Origin of the sequence: Acinetobacter nematophilus (assembly GCF_026344175.1) — a bacterium.
GTDB lineage: Bacteria > Pseudomonadota > Gammaproteobacteria > Pseudomonadales > Moraxellaceae > Acinetobacter > Acinetobacter nematophilus.
Window position 1 is genome coordinate 1 of record NZ_JAPKMY010000010.1, and the last position, 17,434, is coordinate 17,434.

16 protein-coding genes, 1 tRNA gene and 1 CRISPR repeat array are annotated in these 17,434 nt (G+C 39.1%); of the genes, 5 read left to right on the forward strand and 12 right to left on the reverse strand.

Annotated features, from left to right (window positions below; translation table 11 throughout):
• Positions 1-284: 284 nt before the first annotated feature.
• From OSH00_RS16005 to OSH00_RS16015, 3 genes are all read left to right on the forward strand, one after another.
• Entirely contained in the window at positions 285-1,571 is a 1,287-nt protein-coding gene (locus OSH00_RS16005; RefSeq protein ID WP_266131270.1) for an NAD(P)/FAD-dependent oxidoreductase, read from the forward strand.
• A 143-nt stretch (positions 1,572-1,714) separates the two neighbouring features.
• Positions 1,715-2,197, forward strand: coding sequence for an FKBP-type peptidyl-prolyl cis-trans isomerase (locus tag OSH00_RS16010; protein WP_004829245.1), 483 nt, complete (start codon positions 1,715-1,717; stop codon positions 2,195-2,197).
• Between the two features lie 109 nt (positions 2,198-2,306).
• Positions 2,307-3,737, forward strand: coding sequence for a cryptochrome/photolyase family protein (locus OSH00_RS16015; RefSeq protein WP_266131271.1), 1,431 nt, complete (start codon positions 2,307-2,309; stop codon positions 3,735-3,737).
• 33 nt (positions 3,738-3,770) lie between these two features.
• On the opposite strand, the gene OSH00_RS16020 is transcribed toward OSH00_RS16015, so the two are convergent.
• Positions 3,771-4,253: a hypothetical protein gene (locus tag OSH00_RS16020; RefSeq protein ID WP_196076711.1), complete on the reverse strand. Its 483-nt coding sequence runs from the start codon at positions 4,251-4,253 to the stop codon at positions 3,771-3,773.
• 246 nt (positions 4,254-4,499) lie between these two features.
• On the opposite strand from OSH00_RS16020, the gene OSH00_RS16025 reads away from it, so the two are divergent.
• A tRNA-Asn gene (locus OSH00_RS16025) sits at positions 4,500-4,575 on the forward strand.
• Between the two features lie 105 nt (positions 4,576-4,680).
• A CRISPR array of direct repeats spans positions 4,681-5,429; the repeat unit is 28 nt; unit sequence TTTCTAAGCTACCTATGCGGTAGTGAAC.
• Positions 5,430-5,832: 403 nt separating this feature from the next.
• On the opposite strand, the gene OSH00_RS16030 is transcribed toward OSH00_RS16025, so the two are convergent.
• The 11 genes from OSH00_RS16030 to OSH00_RS16080 form a co-directional block, all read right to left on the reverse strand.
• Positions 5,833-6,489, reverse strand: coding sequence for a MiaE family protein (locus tag OSH00_RS16030; RefSeq protein ID WP_266131272.1), 657 nt, complete (start codon positions 6,487-6,489; stop codon positions 5,833-5,835).
• Positions 6,490-6,524: 35 nt separating this feature from the next.
• Positions 6,525-7,250: a pyridoxine 5'-phosphate synthase gene (gene pdxJ, locus OSH00_RS16035; protein ID WP_196076976.1), complete on the reverse strand. Its 726-nt coding sequence runs from the start codon at positions 7,248-7,250 to the stop codon at positions 6,525-6,527.
• Between the two features lie 31 nt (positions 7,251-7,281).
• Positions 7,282-8,001 (reverse strand): DNA repair protein RecO, encoded by a 720-nt coding sequence (recO, locus tag OSH00_RS16040; protein ID WP_266131273.1) that lies wholly within the window; start codon positions 7,999-8,001, stop codon positions 7,282-7,284.
• A gap of 11 nt (positions 8,002-8,012) precedes the next feature.
• Positions 8,013-8,204 carry an NF038104 family lipoprotein gene (locus tag OSH00_RS16045; protein WP_266131274.1) on the reverse strand — a complete coding sequence of 64 codons (192 nt, stop codon included), beginning with the start codon at positions 8,202-8,204 and terminating at the stop codon, positions 8,013-8,015.
• 21 nt (positions 8,205-8,225) lie between these two features.
• Complete coding sequence (era, locus tag OSH00_RS16050) at positions 8,226-9,254, reverse strand: GTPase Era (protein ID WP_196076979.1); 1,029 nt, start codon at positions 9,252-9,254, stop codon at positions 8,226-8,228.
• 5 nt (positions 9,255-9,259) lie between these two features.
• Entirely contained in the window at positions 9,260-9,952 is a 693-nt protein-coding gene (rnc, locus tag OSH00_RS16055; protein WP_196076980.1) for a ribonuclease III, read from the reverse strand.
• The gene (locus tag OSH00_RS16060; RefSeq protein WP_004829270.1) at positions 9,924-10,298 is read right to left on the reverse strand and encodes a DUF4845 domain-containing protein; all 375 of its coding nucleotides are present in this window, start codon (positions 10,296-10,298) and stop codon (positions 9,924-9,926) included. The genes rnc and OSH00_RS16060 overlap by 29 nt, the downstream gene beginning before the upstream one ends.
• Positions 10,299-10,615: 317 nt before the next feature.
• Positions 10,616-11,470 carry a signal peptidase I gene (gene lepB, locus OSH00_RS16065; protein WP_196076981.1) on the reverse strand — a complete coding sequence of 285 codons (855 nt, stop codon included), beginning with the start codon at positions 11,468-11,470 and terminating at the stop codon, positions 10,616-10,618.
• A gap of 21 nt (positions 11,471-11,491) precedes the next feature.
• Positions 11,492-13,309 carry a translation elongation factor 4 gene (gene lepA, locus OSH00_RS16070; protein WP_266131275.1) on the reverse strand — a complete coding sequence of 606 codons (1,818 nt, stop codon included), beginning with the start codon at positions 13,307-13,309 and terminating at the stop codon, positions 11,492-11,494.
• 305 nt (positions 13,310-13,614) lie between these two features.
• Entirely contained in the window at positions 13,615-14,067 is a 453-nt protein-coding gene (locus tag OSH00_RS16075; RefSeq protein WP_266131276.1) for an acyl-CoA thioesterase, read from the reverse strand.
• Positions 14,068-14,161: 94 nt separating this feature from the next.
• A complete protein-coding gene (locus tag OSH00_RS16080) occupies positions 14,162-15,562 on the reverse strand; it encodes a Do family serine endopeptidase (protein WP_266131277.1) in 1,401 nt (466 codons plus the stop codon).
• 225 nt (positions 15,563-15,787) lie between these two features.
• Between OSH00_RS16080 and nadB the strand changes: the two genes are divergently transcribed.
• Positions 15,788-17,431 (forward strand): L-aspartate oxidase, encoded by a 1,644-nt coding sequence (gene nadB, locus OSH00_RS16085; protein WP_266131278.1) that lies wholly within the window; start codon positions 15,788-15,790, stop codon positions 17,429-17,431.
• Positions 17,432-17,434 lie beyond the last annotated feature (3 nt).

Here is a 17,434-nt window from a genome sequence, read left to right on the forward strand (position 1 = left end):
GCAGCGCAAGGTGGTGGTTAAAATTATCTCAGCCTATGTTATGAAACTTGAAAATGGTCTCGCTATTCTCTTCGTTTCCTTGCGGAGCATACTCCTCATGCCTGCTCAATTTTAACCTACAACGCAAACCATTTATGAAATATCAACAGACCCTCATTAAAACCAACCAATTTACTTAGATTTATTGTAATTATGTAACCTGTAATACAAAAAAAACCTAAACAATTAAATAGGATGGCATATTTAAGCCATTCTACTTTTCATAACAACAATTTAGGTTTTTTATGTCTGATCTACATCATATCGTGGTTGTTGGTGGTGGCGCTGGTGGTTTAGAACTGGTGACTCAACTGGGTGATACACTTGGTAAAAACAAGAAAGCCAAGATCACCCTGGTTGATCAAAAACTCACTCATATTTGGAAACCACTACTCCACGAAATCGCTGCAGGAACCATGAACCCAAGCGATGAAGAAACCAATTACTATGCACATGCCGCTAAACATCATTATGAATTTGTTCTTGGCCGATTTGAACAACTCGACCGTGAGCATAAAACCATAGTGCTAAGTAAAACGCAAACCAGTAAGTATGAATCCAATCAAGAAAAAATCGTAGTCAGCTATGACACTTTGATTCTTGCTGTGGGGTCTGTGTCCAATGATTTTAATACATCGGGCGTTAAAGAATTCTGTCACTATTTGGATAGCCGTCAGCAAGCGGAAATTTTCCAACAAGACTTGCTCCACTTGTACTTAGACGCACAAAATAAAAATATTGATCGTGAACTGCATATTGCTGTCATTGGTGCGGGTGCAACAGGTGTAGAACTTTCCGCAGAGCTGGTTCAAGCCAAACAAAATTTTTATAAATACGGCTTAAATAAAATCAATCCAAATCATGTCAAAATCACCTTGGTTGAAGGTGCCGACCGGATCTTGCCTGCCCTATCTGAAAAAATGGCTGAACATGCAACTCAGCAGCTAAAACGCATGAAAATTGATGTATTAACAGGAAAACGTGTTGAAAAAGTCGACGCTGAACGGGTCTATTTTAATGACGGCACATCTGTAGAAGCACAATTAAAAGTTTGGGCTGCAGGTATCAAAACCCCTGAAGTGATTGCAAATCTGGAAGGTTTTGAAAAAGACCGCATGGGACGTCTGAAAGTATATGCAACATTACAAACTCAAGCAGATCCGAACATCTTTGCTTTTGGAGATTGCGCACACTGTATTTTAGATGCACGAGAAGCCCCGCTTGGACCACGTGCGCAAGTAGCGAGTCAGCAAGCCACGTTTCTTGTGGATGCCATGCATGCCCGTATCAAAGGACGCCAACAGCCGATGTTCCAATTCGCAGACAAAGGTTCATTGGTATCCCTCAGTGAAAATAAGGCCGTCGGTGAATTGTTGGGGCAAGTCAATGTACAAGGTTTTGTTGCAAAATCAATGTATGTCTCTTTATACCGTATCCATCAGGCCACTATTTACGGTTATGCACATGCAGGGCTATTAACAGCTAAAGATTTTGTTACACGAAAAATTGCACCCAAAATTAAATTGCATTGAAATTTAGTTTTTAGCCCCAATCTATGAAAAAATGGTCAAAATACAGCTGAAAATGCATTTTTTTAGTAAATTTAGTCTACAAAAACTGCTTTTCACTTTATGATGTAGCCTTAAAATTATCGATTACCGAATGGATCAATAACATGACTGCTATTGCAAATAACAACGTGGTTTCTTTCCACTATACGTTGACTAACGCTGAGGGTGAAACTCTTGATAAATCACAAGGTGAACCACTTGCATATTTACATGGCGCAGGTAACATCATTCCTGGTTTAGAAAAAGCTTTAGAAGGTAAAACTGTAGGTGACAAGTTTACAGTGACCATTCCTGCTGCTGAAGGTTATGGTGAATACAATCCTGACCTCGTTCAAGAAGTTCCTGCTCAAATGTTTCAAGGTGTAGAAAACATTGAAGCTGGTATGCAGTTCCAAGCACAAACTGATGATGGTGTTCAAATCGTTACAGTTAAAGCAGTTGAAGGCGAAAACGTAATCGTTGATGCAAACTTCCCATTGGCTGGTCAAGATCTTACTTTTGAAGTTGAAATCGTAGAAGTACGTGACGCTTCTCCAGAAGAATTAGAACATGGTCATGTACATGGCGCGGGTGGTCATCACCACTAAGATCTGATGATCTGATCTGAAAAGGCAGAGTTTTTACTTTGCCTTTTTTATGGGTGTCGGGTTAAAGTGATTTGGATCATGTGGCAACAAAACGAATTGTGAAAATTTTATGCAGAAACAGCTCATTTGGTTTAGACAAGATTTACGTATCCATGACCATACTGCCCTTTGGCATGCCCGTCAGTCTGGCACAGTGATTGCGCTGGTTATCCTTTCTCCTGAACAATGGCAGAAGCATGATGATGCACCAATTAAAATCGACTTTTATTTATGTCAAATTGAAGCATTACAACACACATTAACTGCATTAAATATTCCCCTGATTATTCAAACCATTCCGCTGTGGAAAGATATCGCTACAGAACTGACTCAACTGTGTCAAAAATTAAATATTGAAAATATTCATGCCAATATTGAATGTGGTGTCAATGAGTTAAATAGAGACTTTGAAGTTCAAAAGCGTTTAAATAAAAGTGGGCATGATTTAATTTTATATCATGACCGTACATTATTTCCTTTAGGCTCGGTTCGTAATAAGTCAAATCAACCCTATCAGGTCTTTGGCGCATTTAAGAAATATTGTTATGAACAATTAAGTATTTCAGTGCCTCAATGTTATCCTGCACCTGAAATTCAATCTTTGGATTTGGATATTTATAAAGATCATATAAATCCACCTCCAACATATAAAACTCTTGGATTTGAGTTCACTGAGAGAAATGCCGAAGCACAATGGCAAGTCGGCGAAGCACACGCATGGCATCTTTTAGATGATTTTTTAGACAACCATATTGAACATTATCAACGAGATCGAGATTTTCCAAATCTTGAAGCTACCAGCCAACTCTCCGCATATTTAAATATCGGTATTATTTCCATTCGCCAATGTATCAATGCTTTATTTAGAAAACAACAGGGACAGTTTTCTATAGATCATATTGGTCAACAAATCTGGATGGATGAGTTACTTTGGCGAGAATTTTATCAGCATATCCTCTTTGACTTCCCACGTGTCTCAAAGCATTTACCCTTTAAACAAACAACACAAAAGTTAGCATGGCGTGATGTACCTGAGGAACTGGCTGCATGGCAAATGGGTCAAACAGGTATCCCGATTGTTGATGCAGGAATGCGCCAGTTGTTACAGACAGGTTGGATGCATAACCGTGTGCGAATGATTGTCGCCATGTTCTTGAGCAAAAATCTTTTGATCGATTGGCGTTTAGGTGAGCGATGGTTTATGCAACATTTGGTTGACGGCGACTTGGCTGCGAATAATGGCGGTTGGCAATGGTGCGCCTCTACAGGTACTGATTCAGTCCCATATTTTCGAATCTTCAATCCAGTCAGTCAATCACAAAAGTTTGATGCTGAAGGTGAATATATCCGAAAATGGGTCCCTGAACTGGCAGGTTTGGATGCAAAAACTATTCATGAACCTTATGCCAAAAATCCGAATATACAGTTGAATTATCCTCTACCTATTGTTGATTTAAAACAAAGCCGTATCCGGGCAATTGAAGCTTTTAAGCAAATTTAAAATACTCAACTTAAAAGCTTCACAAACCAGTGACTAGATCACTTGTCCAAAAGTTTTAAACTGATGATCTGAATAGTTTTTTGGACGTTCAATTGATTCAAAATAGCAGTAGTATTTAAAAATGCTGTTTAAAGAAACATACAGCACTTTTTGCTCTGAAACAGACCAGACCTGTGCATGATTTGAGCCTGATAATGTACTGCCACTTAATTGAAACAGGTATAAATCCTGTGTTCTTTGAATCTGCTTTTGAGTCGATTGAATCGTTGAGTTTGATGAATCTAGTCTCGACGAATCAAGCAACAACCGACATGTTGAATTAATCAGCCATTTTTCACTAAACCAAAGTTGTAACAAATCACCCAAGTACAGTTTTTTTTCAGAAAAGGGCCAAACATCTAAATATGCTTGCTCAACTTCAATATGATATTGTTCAGGATTTTGAAGGATAGAAAGATAGTTTTCTTGATAAAAAGAAAATTTTTCAAAAATTTGAGAAATAGTAAGCGTCGTCATTGCGCTATCTCCTATTTAGCCATTTTAGTGCTGGCAAGTTGGTTAAATCCACACGGTTTAAGTCAAACTTAAACGCTCTTTATGTTTTTAATCTAACAAGTCAGCTCTGGCTTTGCAACCACTCAAATCCATTTTTTTAATTTTGTCCGTGTTTGTTCAAATAAAAAGCATACAAGTCAAAAATGAAGAAAAGATGACATCAAAGGCTTGACCACTCGTGATATATCCTTATAATCGCATGCAGATTCTCCAATAGCTCAGTCGGTAGAGCGACGGACTGTTAATCCGCAGGTCCCTGGTTCGAGCCCAGGTTGGAGAGCCAGATTCTAAAAGCCCACATTATTTAATGTGGGCTTTTTTTATTTTTCAAAGAAATAATAGGTTATATCACTATAATTATTTAAATCATCCGAGAAACGATACAACCTCCCTAAGCTACCTATGCGGTAGTGAACAGTACAAAAGATGCAATGGCTATTCAAGTTGTTTTCTAAGCTACCTATACGGTAGTGAACATCAATGTTGCAGAGGTATGGTACCGTCGTTGTTTCTAAGCTACCTATACGGTAGTGAACATTTTCTGATAGCCTCTATTTATCCTGTACAGTTTCTAAGCTACCTATGCGGTAGTGAACGCAGATATCCTTGTGAGATGCCCTGTTCTTTATTTCTAAGCTACCTATGCGGTAGTGAACTATTCAGGCGAAGATCAACAACAAGTTGATGCTTTCTAAGCTACCTATGCGGTAGTGAACCAAGGCGATTGGGCGCAACCCCTCGTTCATAATTTCTAAGCTACCTATGCGGTAGTGAACTAATTCTTCCTTGTACGACCTACAACCTCATTTTTCTAAGCTACCTATACGGTAGTGAACAGTATTTAATTTATCATGCGGTAAGAACATTTTTTCTAAGCTACCTATACGGTAGTGAACTTTTTTCTAACATACTTTGAATTGCTTGTGACTTTCTAAGCTACCTATACGGTAGTGAACCCCATTTCGCGGTTGCGTTGCTGATTGCATTGTTTCTAAGCTACCTATACGGTAGTGAACATCACCCACCACACCTGTTATATAGCTTTCAAATTTCTAAGCTACCTATACGGTAGTGAACACACCATTTCAAATCGTTGCCCGACTGTTTATTTTCTAAGCTACCTATACGGTAGTGAACACTAATTTTAAATCAAAAAATAAAATGATTACAATAAGTTAAGCCAGAAAATCATCAAATGACCCAAGTTTATACTTATAAATATAACGTATTGATTTTATTAAACTATTAAAGAGTTAAAAAATATTGGGTTAAAATTGTGAAGCAGTTGCTGTACTTTAAAAGTATAACTTCCAATTTTCCCTTTTGCCTCGTCAGCAAAAAGTCATAGAAGTATACAATACAAATTCTATTCTCTTTATCAATTGGATGAACTGTTTAGTCTTGAGCAAATACAAGGACAATACAACCCTGAAGCAGATTGAGTGCCTATAGAAAAATATAAACGACTGTTTTTATAGATTTTTAAATCTTAAATAGAAAAGACCAAAGCAGTGCTTTGGTCTTTTCTGTGGATCTTGACTTAAGCACTTCCCTTAAGGGGTACTCCGCTATGAAAACGAAAAGTTTTGTCGGGAGTTAAAATCAACGCTTTTTCCACTTCACGAATCAATTCAATACGTTGTTGAATATCTTCTTCAGGATCTTTTAATTTTGCAGTTTGAGCGACATCCAAAGCCAACGCCAAATAGTCTTCGTAGTGTCGTGACTCTGATTTCAACAAATAACGGTAATAACGTCCAAGTTCGTCATCAACCAATGGCGCCAACGCATAAAAACGCTCGCATGAGCGTGCCTCTACAAAAGCACCAATGACTAAAACATCAATCAATGCTTCAGGTTCATAGGTTCGAATTTCCTTACGCAAACTACCAGCATAACGACCTGCACTTAGCCCCTGCCATGCTTGACCACGCTTTTGCATAAATTCTAAAACCTGCTCGTAGTGCAACATTTCTTCACGTACGAGCTGTGCCAGTTTGACTTGCAAATCAGTAAAAAAGCTATAGCGAAACATCAGGTTCATTGCTGTTCCGGCTGCTTTCTTTTCACAATTTGCATGATCTTGCATCAACAAGGGGAGATTGTTTAATGCTTCATCCAACCAAGCTTTTGGGGTTTCACAACCCAAAAAGGCTATCACTGGCTGCATGAGTTCATCATAATTCATATTCGACATGATCAATATTCAATAAAGTAAATCAAAAAAGTAAATTAAACTGCAGCTTGAATAGCAGCTTTCATGTCTTTTACAGCTTGCGTCAAACCTACAAATACACTTTCAGCAATAATAGAGTGCCCAATATTCAATTCATGGATCTGAGGAATAGCAGCAATCGCAGCAACATTTTCCAAGTTCAAACCATGACCTGCATTGACCACCAAACCCTGAGCCGCAGCATATTCTACGCCTTTCACAATACGCTCAAGTTCTGCCTGTTGTTCTGCACCTGTGGTAGCATCTGCATATGCACCTGTGTGCAACTCAATCGTTGGCGCACCACAGGCAATTGCTGCATCAATCTGTGCAAAGTCAGGATCAATAAATAAAGAAACATCGCAACCAATCGCTGTGAGTGCCTGTGTAGCCGCTTTGACATCTGCAAAATGTCCAACAACATCCAAGCCACCTTCAGTGGTTACTTCCTGACGTTTTTCCGGCACAAAACAAACATGATGCGGTTTAATCTCAGTTGCAAATGCAACCATTTCATCAGTTACCGCAATTTCTAAATTCATTCTGGTTTTCAGTACTGGTCGCATACGGCGCACATCATCATCCTGAATATGACGACGATCTTCACGCAAGTGTAAAGTAATGCCTTCCGCCCCTGCTTGTTCACAGATCAATGCTGCTTTCACAGGATCAGGATAAGTTGTTCCACGCGCTTGTCTTAGTGTTGCAACATGATCAATGTTTACACCCAGCAATGCAGCCATAACATTTTCCTAATTAACCAATAAAATGAAATTAACGGCTCAAAGATTTAGATTGAGCATTTTGAATCCAAAGCTGACGACTCTTCAATGGTCGATCACCTAAAAGTGATGTGATCATTTGTCGGTAAAGCTTGGTCAATAATTGTAACTGTTCTGGACTAAAATCCCTACCCTTTTCATAACTTGCCATACTCAAAATTTGTTGTCCAAGCAAAGTGGATGAGGAGGTATGTGCGACTGGCATAAAGCCTTCAGACAGTTGAAACTGATAGCGTTGTGCAGTAGTGATCATTTGCTGATTTGAATCATGCTCATAGTCTAGTGGAAAGCCTAATTCCTCTAAAAGTGCATGTTCAAACTGGCGTAAAATTTGTCGAAGAAATAAATCCGCTTGCGGATGTTCCGCTAAGTTCTGTAAATGTTGCAAGGTTATATGATATTGCTGAAAAGTTTCAGGCATCATTTCTTCAAGTGGACAAAGTCTAAGAATGATTTCATTCAAATAAAAACCTGAAAAAAAAGCATCACCATAAAAGAAAATTGGCTGATTTAAAATTTCCAGTTTAGAAAAATTCTTAAGCTCAGACTTTCCTGAAGCTTGCAAGGTAATCGGTTGATACTGAGGCGGTGGTGTTTGTCGAAGAATACCATCGACACGACCATGCTCTTGTGTAAACAAGTGCACAATATGACTGCGTTCGCGGTATTTTCGATGATGGATCAAATAACCATGCAAGATTTCATTGCGCATCTTGCTTTATCTTATTCATCCTTCTCTTTTTTCTTGTCTTCATCGTCATCCCCATCAGGGATTACAGCGCCAACAACAGCCGCAGTCCCTTTGACTACACCTTTAGTGGTTTTATAAGCAACTTTGACAGGAACCGTCACAATTTTGGTAATACAACCTTGTAGCATTATGACGCATGCAAGAATGGAAATAACTCGGATCATGACAGTTCCCAACAAAATGACTTAAATATCGCTATAGCCTAGGCTTTTTAAAGCACGTTCATCATCAGACCAACCGCCTTTGACTTTGACCCAAAGCGTTAACATGATTTTCTGCTCGAACATTTTTTCCATGTCGACACGAGCATCCATACCGATTTTCTTCAGCTTAGCACCTTTTTCACCAATTACGATGGCTTTCTGTCCAGGGCGATCAACAAAAATTGTAGCATCAATATATGTACATGCTGCTTTTGGACGGCCTGTCTTTTCATTGATTGTTGCTTCTTCTGTTTTAAATGACTCAATTTGAACCGTTAAATCATAAGGAAGTTCTTCACCTAACTGACGCATGATTTTCTCACGAATGATTTCGCTCGCAAGAAAACGCTCAGAACGGTCAGTCAACTGATCCAAAGAGTACAATGGTGGTTGGAAAGGAAGATATTTTTCAATTGCGTCACGTAAATGATCCAAGTTGGCACCACGTAATGCGGACACTGGAACAATTTCAGCAAAATTCATTAACTTTGCACGTTCTTGAATCAACGGCAACACCATACGCTTGTTTTCTAAAGTATCAATCTTGTTGATGATGAGAACCACTGGCATTTCTGCGTTTTTAAGCTTCTCTAAAACCAACTCATCATTCTGCGTCCATTTCTGCGCATCAAGCACAAATAAAACCAGATTGACATCACGCAAAGCCGAATGTGCCGCTTTATTCATCATCTTATTGATGGCACGCACTTCTTTTTTATGCATACCTGGGGTATCCACAAAAACTGCCTGAGATTTTTCACGACTATCAATGCCAATGATTTTATGGCGGGTGGTTTGTGGTTTACGTGAAGTAATCGATAACTTTTGACCCAACAAATGGTTCATCAAAGTAGATTTACCTACATTTGGACGTCCAACGATTGCAACAAAACCACTGCGATAATCAGATGGAATTTCAGTGCCTTGTGAACTAAAAAATTGATTAATTAAATCATTGCCGTTTTCAGACGACTCGTGATCAGCATCATTGTGATCGGAATGTGTATTCATGCAGTTTACTGCTCCAATAGCTTTAAAAAATCCGCCGCGACTGCCTGTTCTGCAAAACGGCGACTCGATCCCTCACCCATCATTTTAGGTAAGCCATCTATAGTACATTCTACTTTAAAATGTTGATTTGGTGCATCACCCTGAATATCAACCACCTCATAAACAGGGAGATGTTTTTTACGGGCTTGTAGATACTCTTGTAAGCGCGATTTTGGATCTTTTAACTGATCTGTCGGCTCAATATGATCCAGATAAGGGGCATACCATTTGAGAACAATGGATTCCAACAAAGGTAAATCCTGACTTTCTGTATAAATTGCGCCGATAATCGCTTCAACCGTATCCGCTAATATTGACTCACGATGATGACCGCCTGATTTCAATTCACCGGTACTTAAAATTAAACTTTGGCTTAATTTTAAATCATTGGCAATTTTACCCAATGCTTCCTGACGTACTAAAGTTGCACGCATACGGGTTAAACGCCCTTCATTTTCATGAGGATAGGCATTGTATAAGTAATTTGCGATGATCATCCCCAACAATGAGTCACCCAGAAACTCTAGACGCTCATAGTTGTGTTTGTGACTCACCGAACGGTGAGTCAGCGCGAGTTGTAGTAACTCGTGTTGTTTAAACTGGTAACCGATTCTACTTTGTAAGCGAAGATCACTTACTTTCAACTGACCTTTGATCAAAACTCTTCTCGAAAGTGAGGACTAAATCAATATTCAGCATGAAATTTTTTCGTACTTCATATTTTTTAGTCACTTGTAAACCATCTTTAGTTGAAACAGTCGCAATATCCTCGAATTTGGTATCTCGGATATTGTTCATTTCTAACCTTTTGTCAACTTCTGTTGCAAATTTCAATGGTGTGATTTCAGCAGAGCTATTTTTGATTTGCTCTACAATTTGACCGTTAATCACACGATCATCCCAGTATAATGGCCATACAGCTACTATGATTTTCAACATAAAAGCTAAAGCAATTATCCCCAATAAAATTCCAATATATGAAGCGCCTTGTTGATTTTTACGCATTTTCTTATCCAACAGGTGAGAATTAATAATCCCTAATCCCAATCAAAAAAGAGTTATTGCTTAGATCAAGAATTATGATTTAGGCAAACTCATCATTTTCAATTGTTTATAAACTTCTTATACACTGGAAAACAATACTGTGATAAAAAATTTATCGACACTATTATCCTTTAAACTGCGTCAAGTTGCTAGTTCAAATCATTTGTTCTGTTTTATTTTTCTTATAAATCAATATAACTTCATAGTTTTAGCAGATCAAAAAGAAAGGTCAATAAACATTGACCTTTCTTTATTTTTAGCATTTGCAGGGATTGCGTTTATTGAATTGCACCATTACGGCTAAATGATGGAATTTTTAGACCCGGCTCTTTATGCATCCAAACATAAATTGCATGACCTGTTAAATTCTCTTCAGGTACAAAGCCCCAGAAACGACTGTCAGCACTTTGATCACGGTTATCACCCATCGCAAAATATTGACCCTTAGGTACAGTAACTTCCCAGCTCTGTCCATTTGACTTTACGAAACGATCGTTTGCAGTCGCCACATAAGGTAAATCCTGTTTGTTTTGCGCATAATTAAATGCAGCAATCAGAGGATTTTGCCCCTCCAATAAACGAACCAAATGTTTATGGGTACCCATTGTTTCATAGTAGTAAATCGATTTTGGTGTATCTAAAATATCCTTTTCACGACTAAACTGAGTTGGAACTTGCTCAACATTTTTACCATTAATGGTCAACTGACCTTGATTGAATTCAATATGATCACCGGGTAATCCAATAATACGCTTGATATAGCTAATTTTTGGATTTTCAGGATAACGGAATACAGCAACATCACCACGTTGCGGTTCACCAATATCCAGAATCTTGGTGTTGGTAATCGGTAAACGCACGCCATACTGGAACTTATTCACCAAGATATAATCTCCTGTTTCTAAGGTCGGGACCATAGAGTCAGAAGGAATATTGAATGGCTCAAAGAAGAAAGAGCGTAAAACAAGAACTACAGCAAGAACAGGCCAGAAATCATATGCCCATGAAATAACGACATTTTCATTCCCCTTTCCTTTGGTTGCACGCTGTTTCAACACAAACTTATCAAGTAACCACAGCGCAAAAAAAACCAGCGTTACAGGAACGAGAATTAAATTAAAATCAAAATCCATGAGCAATCAGACCTCTAGTTTTTATCTTTCTACTTTTAACACAGCAAGGAACGCTTCTTGTGGAATTTCAACACTACCCACTTGTTTCATACGTTTCTTACCTTCTTTTTGCTTAGATAACAATTTCTTTTTACGAGAAACGTCACCACCATAACATTTAGCCAATACGTTTTTACGCATAGCTTTTACAGTTGAACGTGCAATGATTTGTGCACCAATCGCGGCTTGAATCGCGACATCAAACATTTGGCGTGGAATCAAGTCCTTCATTTTTTCAACCAAAGCAATACCACGGTGACGGGCATCATTACGATGGCAAATCATTGCTAAGGCATCCACCTTATCACCATTAATTAGTACATCAACCTTAACCAGAGATGAACTTTCAAAACGGACAAAGTTATAATCCAAAGAAGCAAAACCACGTGAACATGATTTCAATTTATCAAAGAAATCCATGACCACTTCTGCCATTGGAATTTCAAAACTAATCGACACTTGGTTACCCAAGAACTTCATATCTTTTTGCACACCACGACGCTCAATACACAGCGTCATCACATTGCCTAGGTATTCTTGCGGAACAAGAATATGACATTCTGCAATTGGCTCGCGTAAATCTTCTACGGTTGAACCGTCTGGCATTTTAGATGGACTATCGATATAAACCGTTTGACCATTTTTCATCAATGCTTCATAGATCACTGTTGGTGCTGAGCTGATGAGATCCAAATCATACTCACGTTCTAAACGCTCTTGTACGATCTCCATGTGCAGCATACCCAAGAAGCCACAACGGAAACCAAAACCAAGTGCATCTGAACTTTCAGGTTCAAAGAATAAAGCAGAGTCATTGATTTGCAGTTTGTGCAAGGCTTCACGGAACGGTTCAAAATCACTGGCATCAATAGGAAACAAACCTGCATAGACCTGTGGTTTTACCTTTTTAAAGCCCGGTAACGTTTCAACTTCTGGTGTTGCTGCAAGTGTAATCGTATCACCCACTGGCGCACCAAAAATATCTTTGATCCCAGCAATCACAAAACCGACTTCACCTGCTTCTAAAATGCCTGTTTCAGTATGTTTTGGATTAAAAATACCTACCGAGGTAATGATATGTGACTGGCCTGTTGATTTCATCAACATCTTATCACCTTTACGCACACGACCTTGTTTGATACGAACCAATGAAACCACGCCTAAGTAGTTATCAAACCATGAGTCAATAATCAGTGCTTGAAGCGGTGCATCACGATCACCTTGGGGCGCAGGAATGACATCCACCAAAGTTTCAAGAACTGACTCTACTCCTAAACCTGTTTTTGCTGAACAAGTAGGTGCATGGGTTGCTTCGATTCCAATAATTTCTTCGATTTCATGGATTACACGTTCAGGTTCAGCTTGAGGCAAATCAATTTTGTTAAGAATTGGCAGTACTTCTAAGCCTTGTTCAATGGCGGTATAACAGTTTGCAACAGATTGGGCTTCAACACCCTGTGCAGCATCCACAACCAACAGTGCACCCTCACAGGCAGCCAATGATCGAGAAACTTCATAAGAGAAGTCGACGTGTCCCGGAGTATCAATAAAGTTTAACTGATATTCTTGACCATTCGGATGCGTGTAATACAATGTTACAGAAGCCGCTTTGATGGTAATTCCACGCTCACGTTCAAGCTCCATAGAGTCTAAAACTTGGGCCTGCATTTCACGATCTTGTAATCCACCACACATTTGAATAAATCGGTCAGCAAGAGTCGACTTGCCGTGGTCGATGTGAGCGATAATCGAAAAATTACGGATATTTTTAATATCAACAGATTTTTTAGCTTGCGCCATGGGCTACCTTGAACAATGAATAGCGCTATGTATGAAACTTAAAACAACATAGCAAAAGTAGTTTATGAAATTGGCACGGATTATAGCAGAATGCTGTTATAGAGAAAGAAATATATTGTTGAGCGTATTTAGAAACAACATATAAAGTCGTTGTTATCTAAAGTACATACCTCAAGTACTCAGTTGTCTGATCTAAAAAATGATCTGTTCATCATATTAGCAATAGCTTGGGTAGTGATAATTTATATTATTTCGCCATTTAAGTTATTTTCATTGCACTTGATCAACATAAATTGAAATGCAATTTAAACTTCTTTATTCAAGCTCAAATCATACGGATCCAGATCTTTATCGATCGGTTGATAAGCCTGTATGAATGTTGGTGACATACGCTTTGGACGACCTGTGGCAATTTCTATGCATGCCCATTTGGTATTGCCTGTAAATAGCAAAGTCTGATCTTTGGCATTGAAAAAAGCATACTGGCGGAAAGAATACAATGCATTAATATCATAGAGCCATGTTCGTAAAATGATTTCATCATCTAACATCGCTGCTTTTCGATACTGTACATGATGTTCCACAGCCACCATAGCATGCTTCATTTCTAAATATTGCTTTAAGCCCACACCTAAATTTTCAATATGTGCCGATGCCACATCCTGCATCCATTGTACATAGACGACATTATTCACATGACCCAAAACATCAATATGTTCTGGTTTAACGTGAATAACCAAATCAAATACTGAGCTCATATGAACTTTCCTACTCTTCATCATGTTTAAAAAAATTGCTGCATTTTGACATAAAAAAGCCACTCCTAGAGTGGCTGATTTACATCAATTGGATTTATTGAATACGTAATCCAATCATTGCATGTTGTCCTTCACGCACAATGGCCACACGTGCAACGCTATTTTTCTGCAATTCAGCTATAGCATCCACAAAGTCATTCGGTGTATTGATTTTCTTATTATTCACTTGAGTAATTACATCGCCCGGCATAATTCTTGACTGAGCAGCCAAACCACCCCGTGTTACATCTTGAATTAACACACCACCTTTCACATTTAAACGATTCTTTTCCTGTTCAGTCAATGCACGAATCGCAACACCAATAACTGGACCTTTGTGAGGCTTGGCTGATGCCGTAGTATTATCAACTTTTGCAGGGGTATCATCAGGTGCAACAGTTAATGTCGCCGTAATCACTCGCGGCTTATCATCACGCAACACTTCAAGTTTCACGGATTGATTAGGTTGAGTGCGGTTGAGATAATTTAATAATTCCGATGTTCTTGAAATAGGCGAACCATTATATTTTAGAATCACATCCCCTGCTCTAAAGCCCGCTTTTTCAGCTGGTGAGTTTGGCGCCACCTGAGTAATCAATGAACCTTCCGGTTTATCCAATTTATATGCTTCAGCAAGATTTCGATCGATATCCTGTAACATCACGCCGAGATAAGAACGTGTCACCTTACCATTCTTTTTCAGTTGATCAACAACATCCATTGCCACATCGATTGGGATGGAGAATGACAGCCCCATATACCCCCCCGTACCACTGAAGATACGTGAATTTACCCCAACCACTTGACCTTGTTGATTGAATAACGGACCGCCTGAGTTACCCGGATTCAACGCAACGTCGGTCTGAATAAAAGGTACAGAGGTTTCACCCATCATATTTCTTGATTTAGCACTGACAATTCCTGCTGATGCAGAATAGTCAAAACCAAAGGGTGAACCAATCGCAAGTACTGGCTGTCCCACTTTAAGTTGATCTACATTTCCTACTGACAATGATGGAAAATTATTTCCTTCGACTTTAAGTAAAGCCACATCTGTACGTTCATCACTGCCCACGACTTTAGCATCGATTTCACGACGGTCATTGAGCATGATGGTCACTTTAGAAGCATCTTCAACCACGTGATGGTTGGTGAGTAGATAACCATCTTTACTGATAAAGAATGCACTGCCATAAGCTGTTTTTTCTTGTGGTGCCCGCTGTTGTGGAATAATGATCTGATTACCAAAGAAACGTTTTAAAATTTCAGGCACCTGCTGCTGTAGCAATTCTTCCTGAGATAATTTTTTAACCACGTTTACACTGACAACTGCCGGACTCACCTGTTCCACCAAATTAGAAAAATCGACAGGTGTTGAAGCTTGAACTTGTGATGTAGCCGCAGCGACAGTGAATACTGCTGCATACATACCTTTTTGCATTAGACCATTACTCATTTATCACGAACCTACATCTGATGATTGTGCTTAAAAAATATTTGTAACATATTATTTGATGTCTTTGCGTAATAATATGTTTACATTTTTTTATAAAACAATACTTTACTTAAAATCATATTAAGAGACTGAGAATCGCTTATTTATACTAAAATCTGACGCATCTAACTATTGTAATTTGTTAAAAAAAAGAGTGTTATTAGCAAACATTTTTCAAATTAGCTGATGGACATGCCTAATTTAAACACAACTCATCAATTCGATGTGATTATTGTGGGTAGTGGCGGTGCAGGCTTAAGTTTAGCCTTATCCTTACCTGAACATTTAAATATTGCTGTTTTAGCAAAATCTACATTGACAGATGCAAGCACATATTATGCTCAAGGTGGCGTTGCTGCTGTGCTCGATGAAACAGATTCTATTCAACAGCATATTGATGACACTATGATTGCAGGTGCACATTTGTGTGAACTTGATGCAGTGAAACATACTGTTGAAGGGGGGCGACCTTCAGTCGATTTCCTTTTGAACCATGGTGTTCAGTTTACCTTAGATGAAGATGAGCAGCTTCACTTGACCCGTGAAGGTGGACACTCTCAAAGACGTATCATCCATTCAGCAGATGCCACAGGAAAAGCGATTTCAACCACATTGGTTGAAAGAGCACGCGAAAAGAAAAATATTGTTATTTTTGAGAATTACATTGCGATTGATTTGATCACGACCCATAAGCTTGGACATAAACAGCAGCCGAACCGAGCGGTGGGTCTGTATGCATTAGATGAAAGCAATGAAAAAGTACATACATTTTTAGCACCATTTACCGCACTTGCTTGTGGTGGGGCAATGAAAGCTTATTTGTACACTTCAAACCCTGATATTGCGACTGGTGATGGTATTGCCATGGCATATCGTGCCGGGTGCCGTGTCGCAAATATGGAATTCAACCAATTTCATCCAACCTGTTTATATCATCCTCAGGCACGCTCTTTCTTAATCACAGAAGCGATGCGGGGCGAAGGTGCATATTTACGTCTCCCTGATGGAGAGCGTTTCATGTTGCGCTTTGATGAACGTGCTGAACTTGCTCCACGCGATATTGTGGCTAGAGCAATCGATTATGAAATCAAACGTCTGGGTATTCGCCATGTCTGGTTGGATATTACCCACAAACCTAAACACTTCGTCAAAGAACACTTCCCTACGCTTTACGCACGACTGCTCGAGTTGGGAATCGATATTACCCAGGATATGATTCCAGTCGTTCCAGCCGCACATTATACTTGTGGTGGTGTGGTTGTAAACGAAAACAGCCAGACGGACATTGCAGGTTTGTATGCGATCGGTGAAACATCCTATACAGGTTTACATGGTGCAAACCGTATGGCGAGTAATTCTCTTTTGGAATGTTTCGTATATGGCATGAGTGCGGCAAAAGATATTGAAGCCAAACTTGACCAACCTTTTGAAAGTCCTGATGTTCCAGAATGGGATGCTTCTCAGTCCACCAACCCAGATGAGGATGTCGTCATCTTACAGAACTGGGACGAGCTGCGTCAAACCATGTGGAATTATGTTGGGATTGTTCGTACCACCAAGCGTTTACAACGTGCCTTACATCGTATTGAAATGCTTAAAAAAGAAATCACCGAATACTATCAAGACTACCACGTCAGTAAGAACTTGATTGAATTGCGTAATTTGGTCATGGTTTCAGAAATGATCGTGCGTTGTGCTATGCAACGTAAAGAATCACGTGGTTTACATTACACACTGGACTATCCGGAGCTTTCTGAAGAATTGAGAAAAACCGTTTTGACTCCACCAAACTTTACGGTCGAAACCCCTTTGGTCAATGCTGAAGTTTAAAGA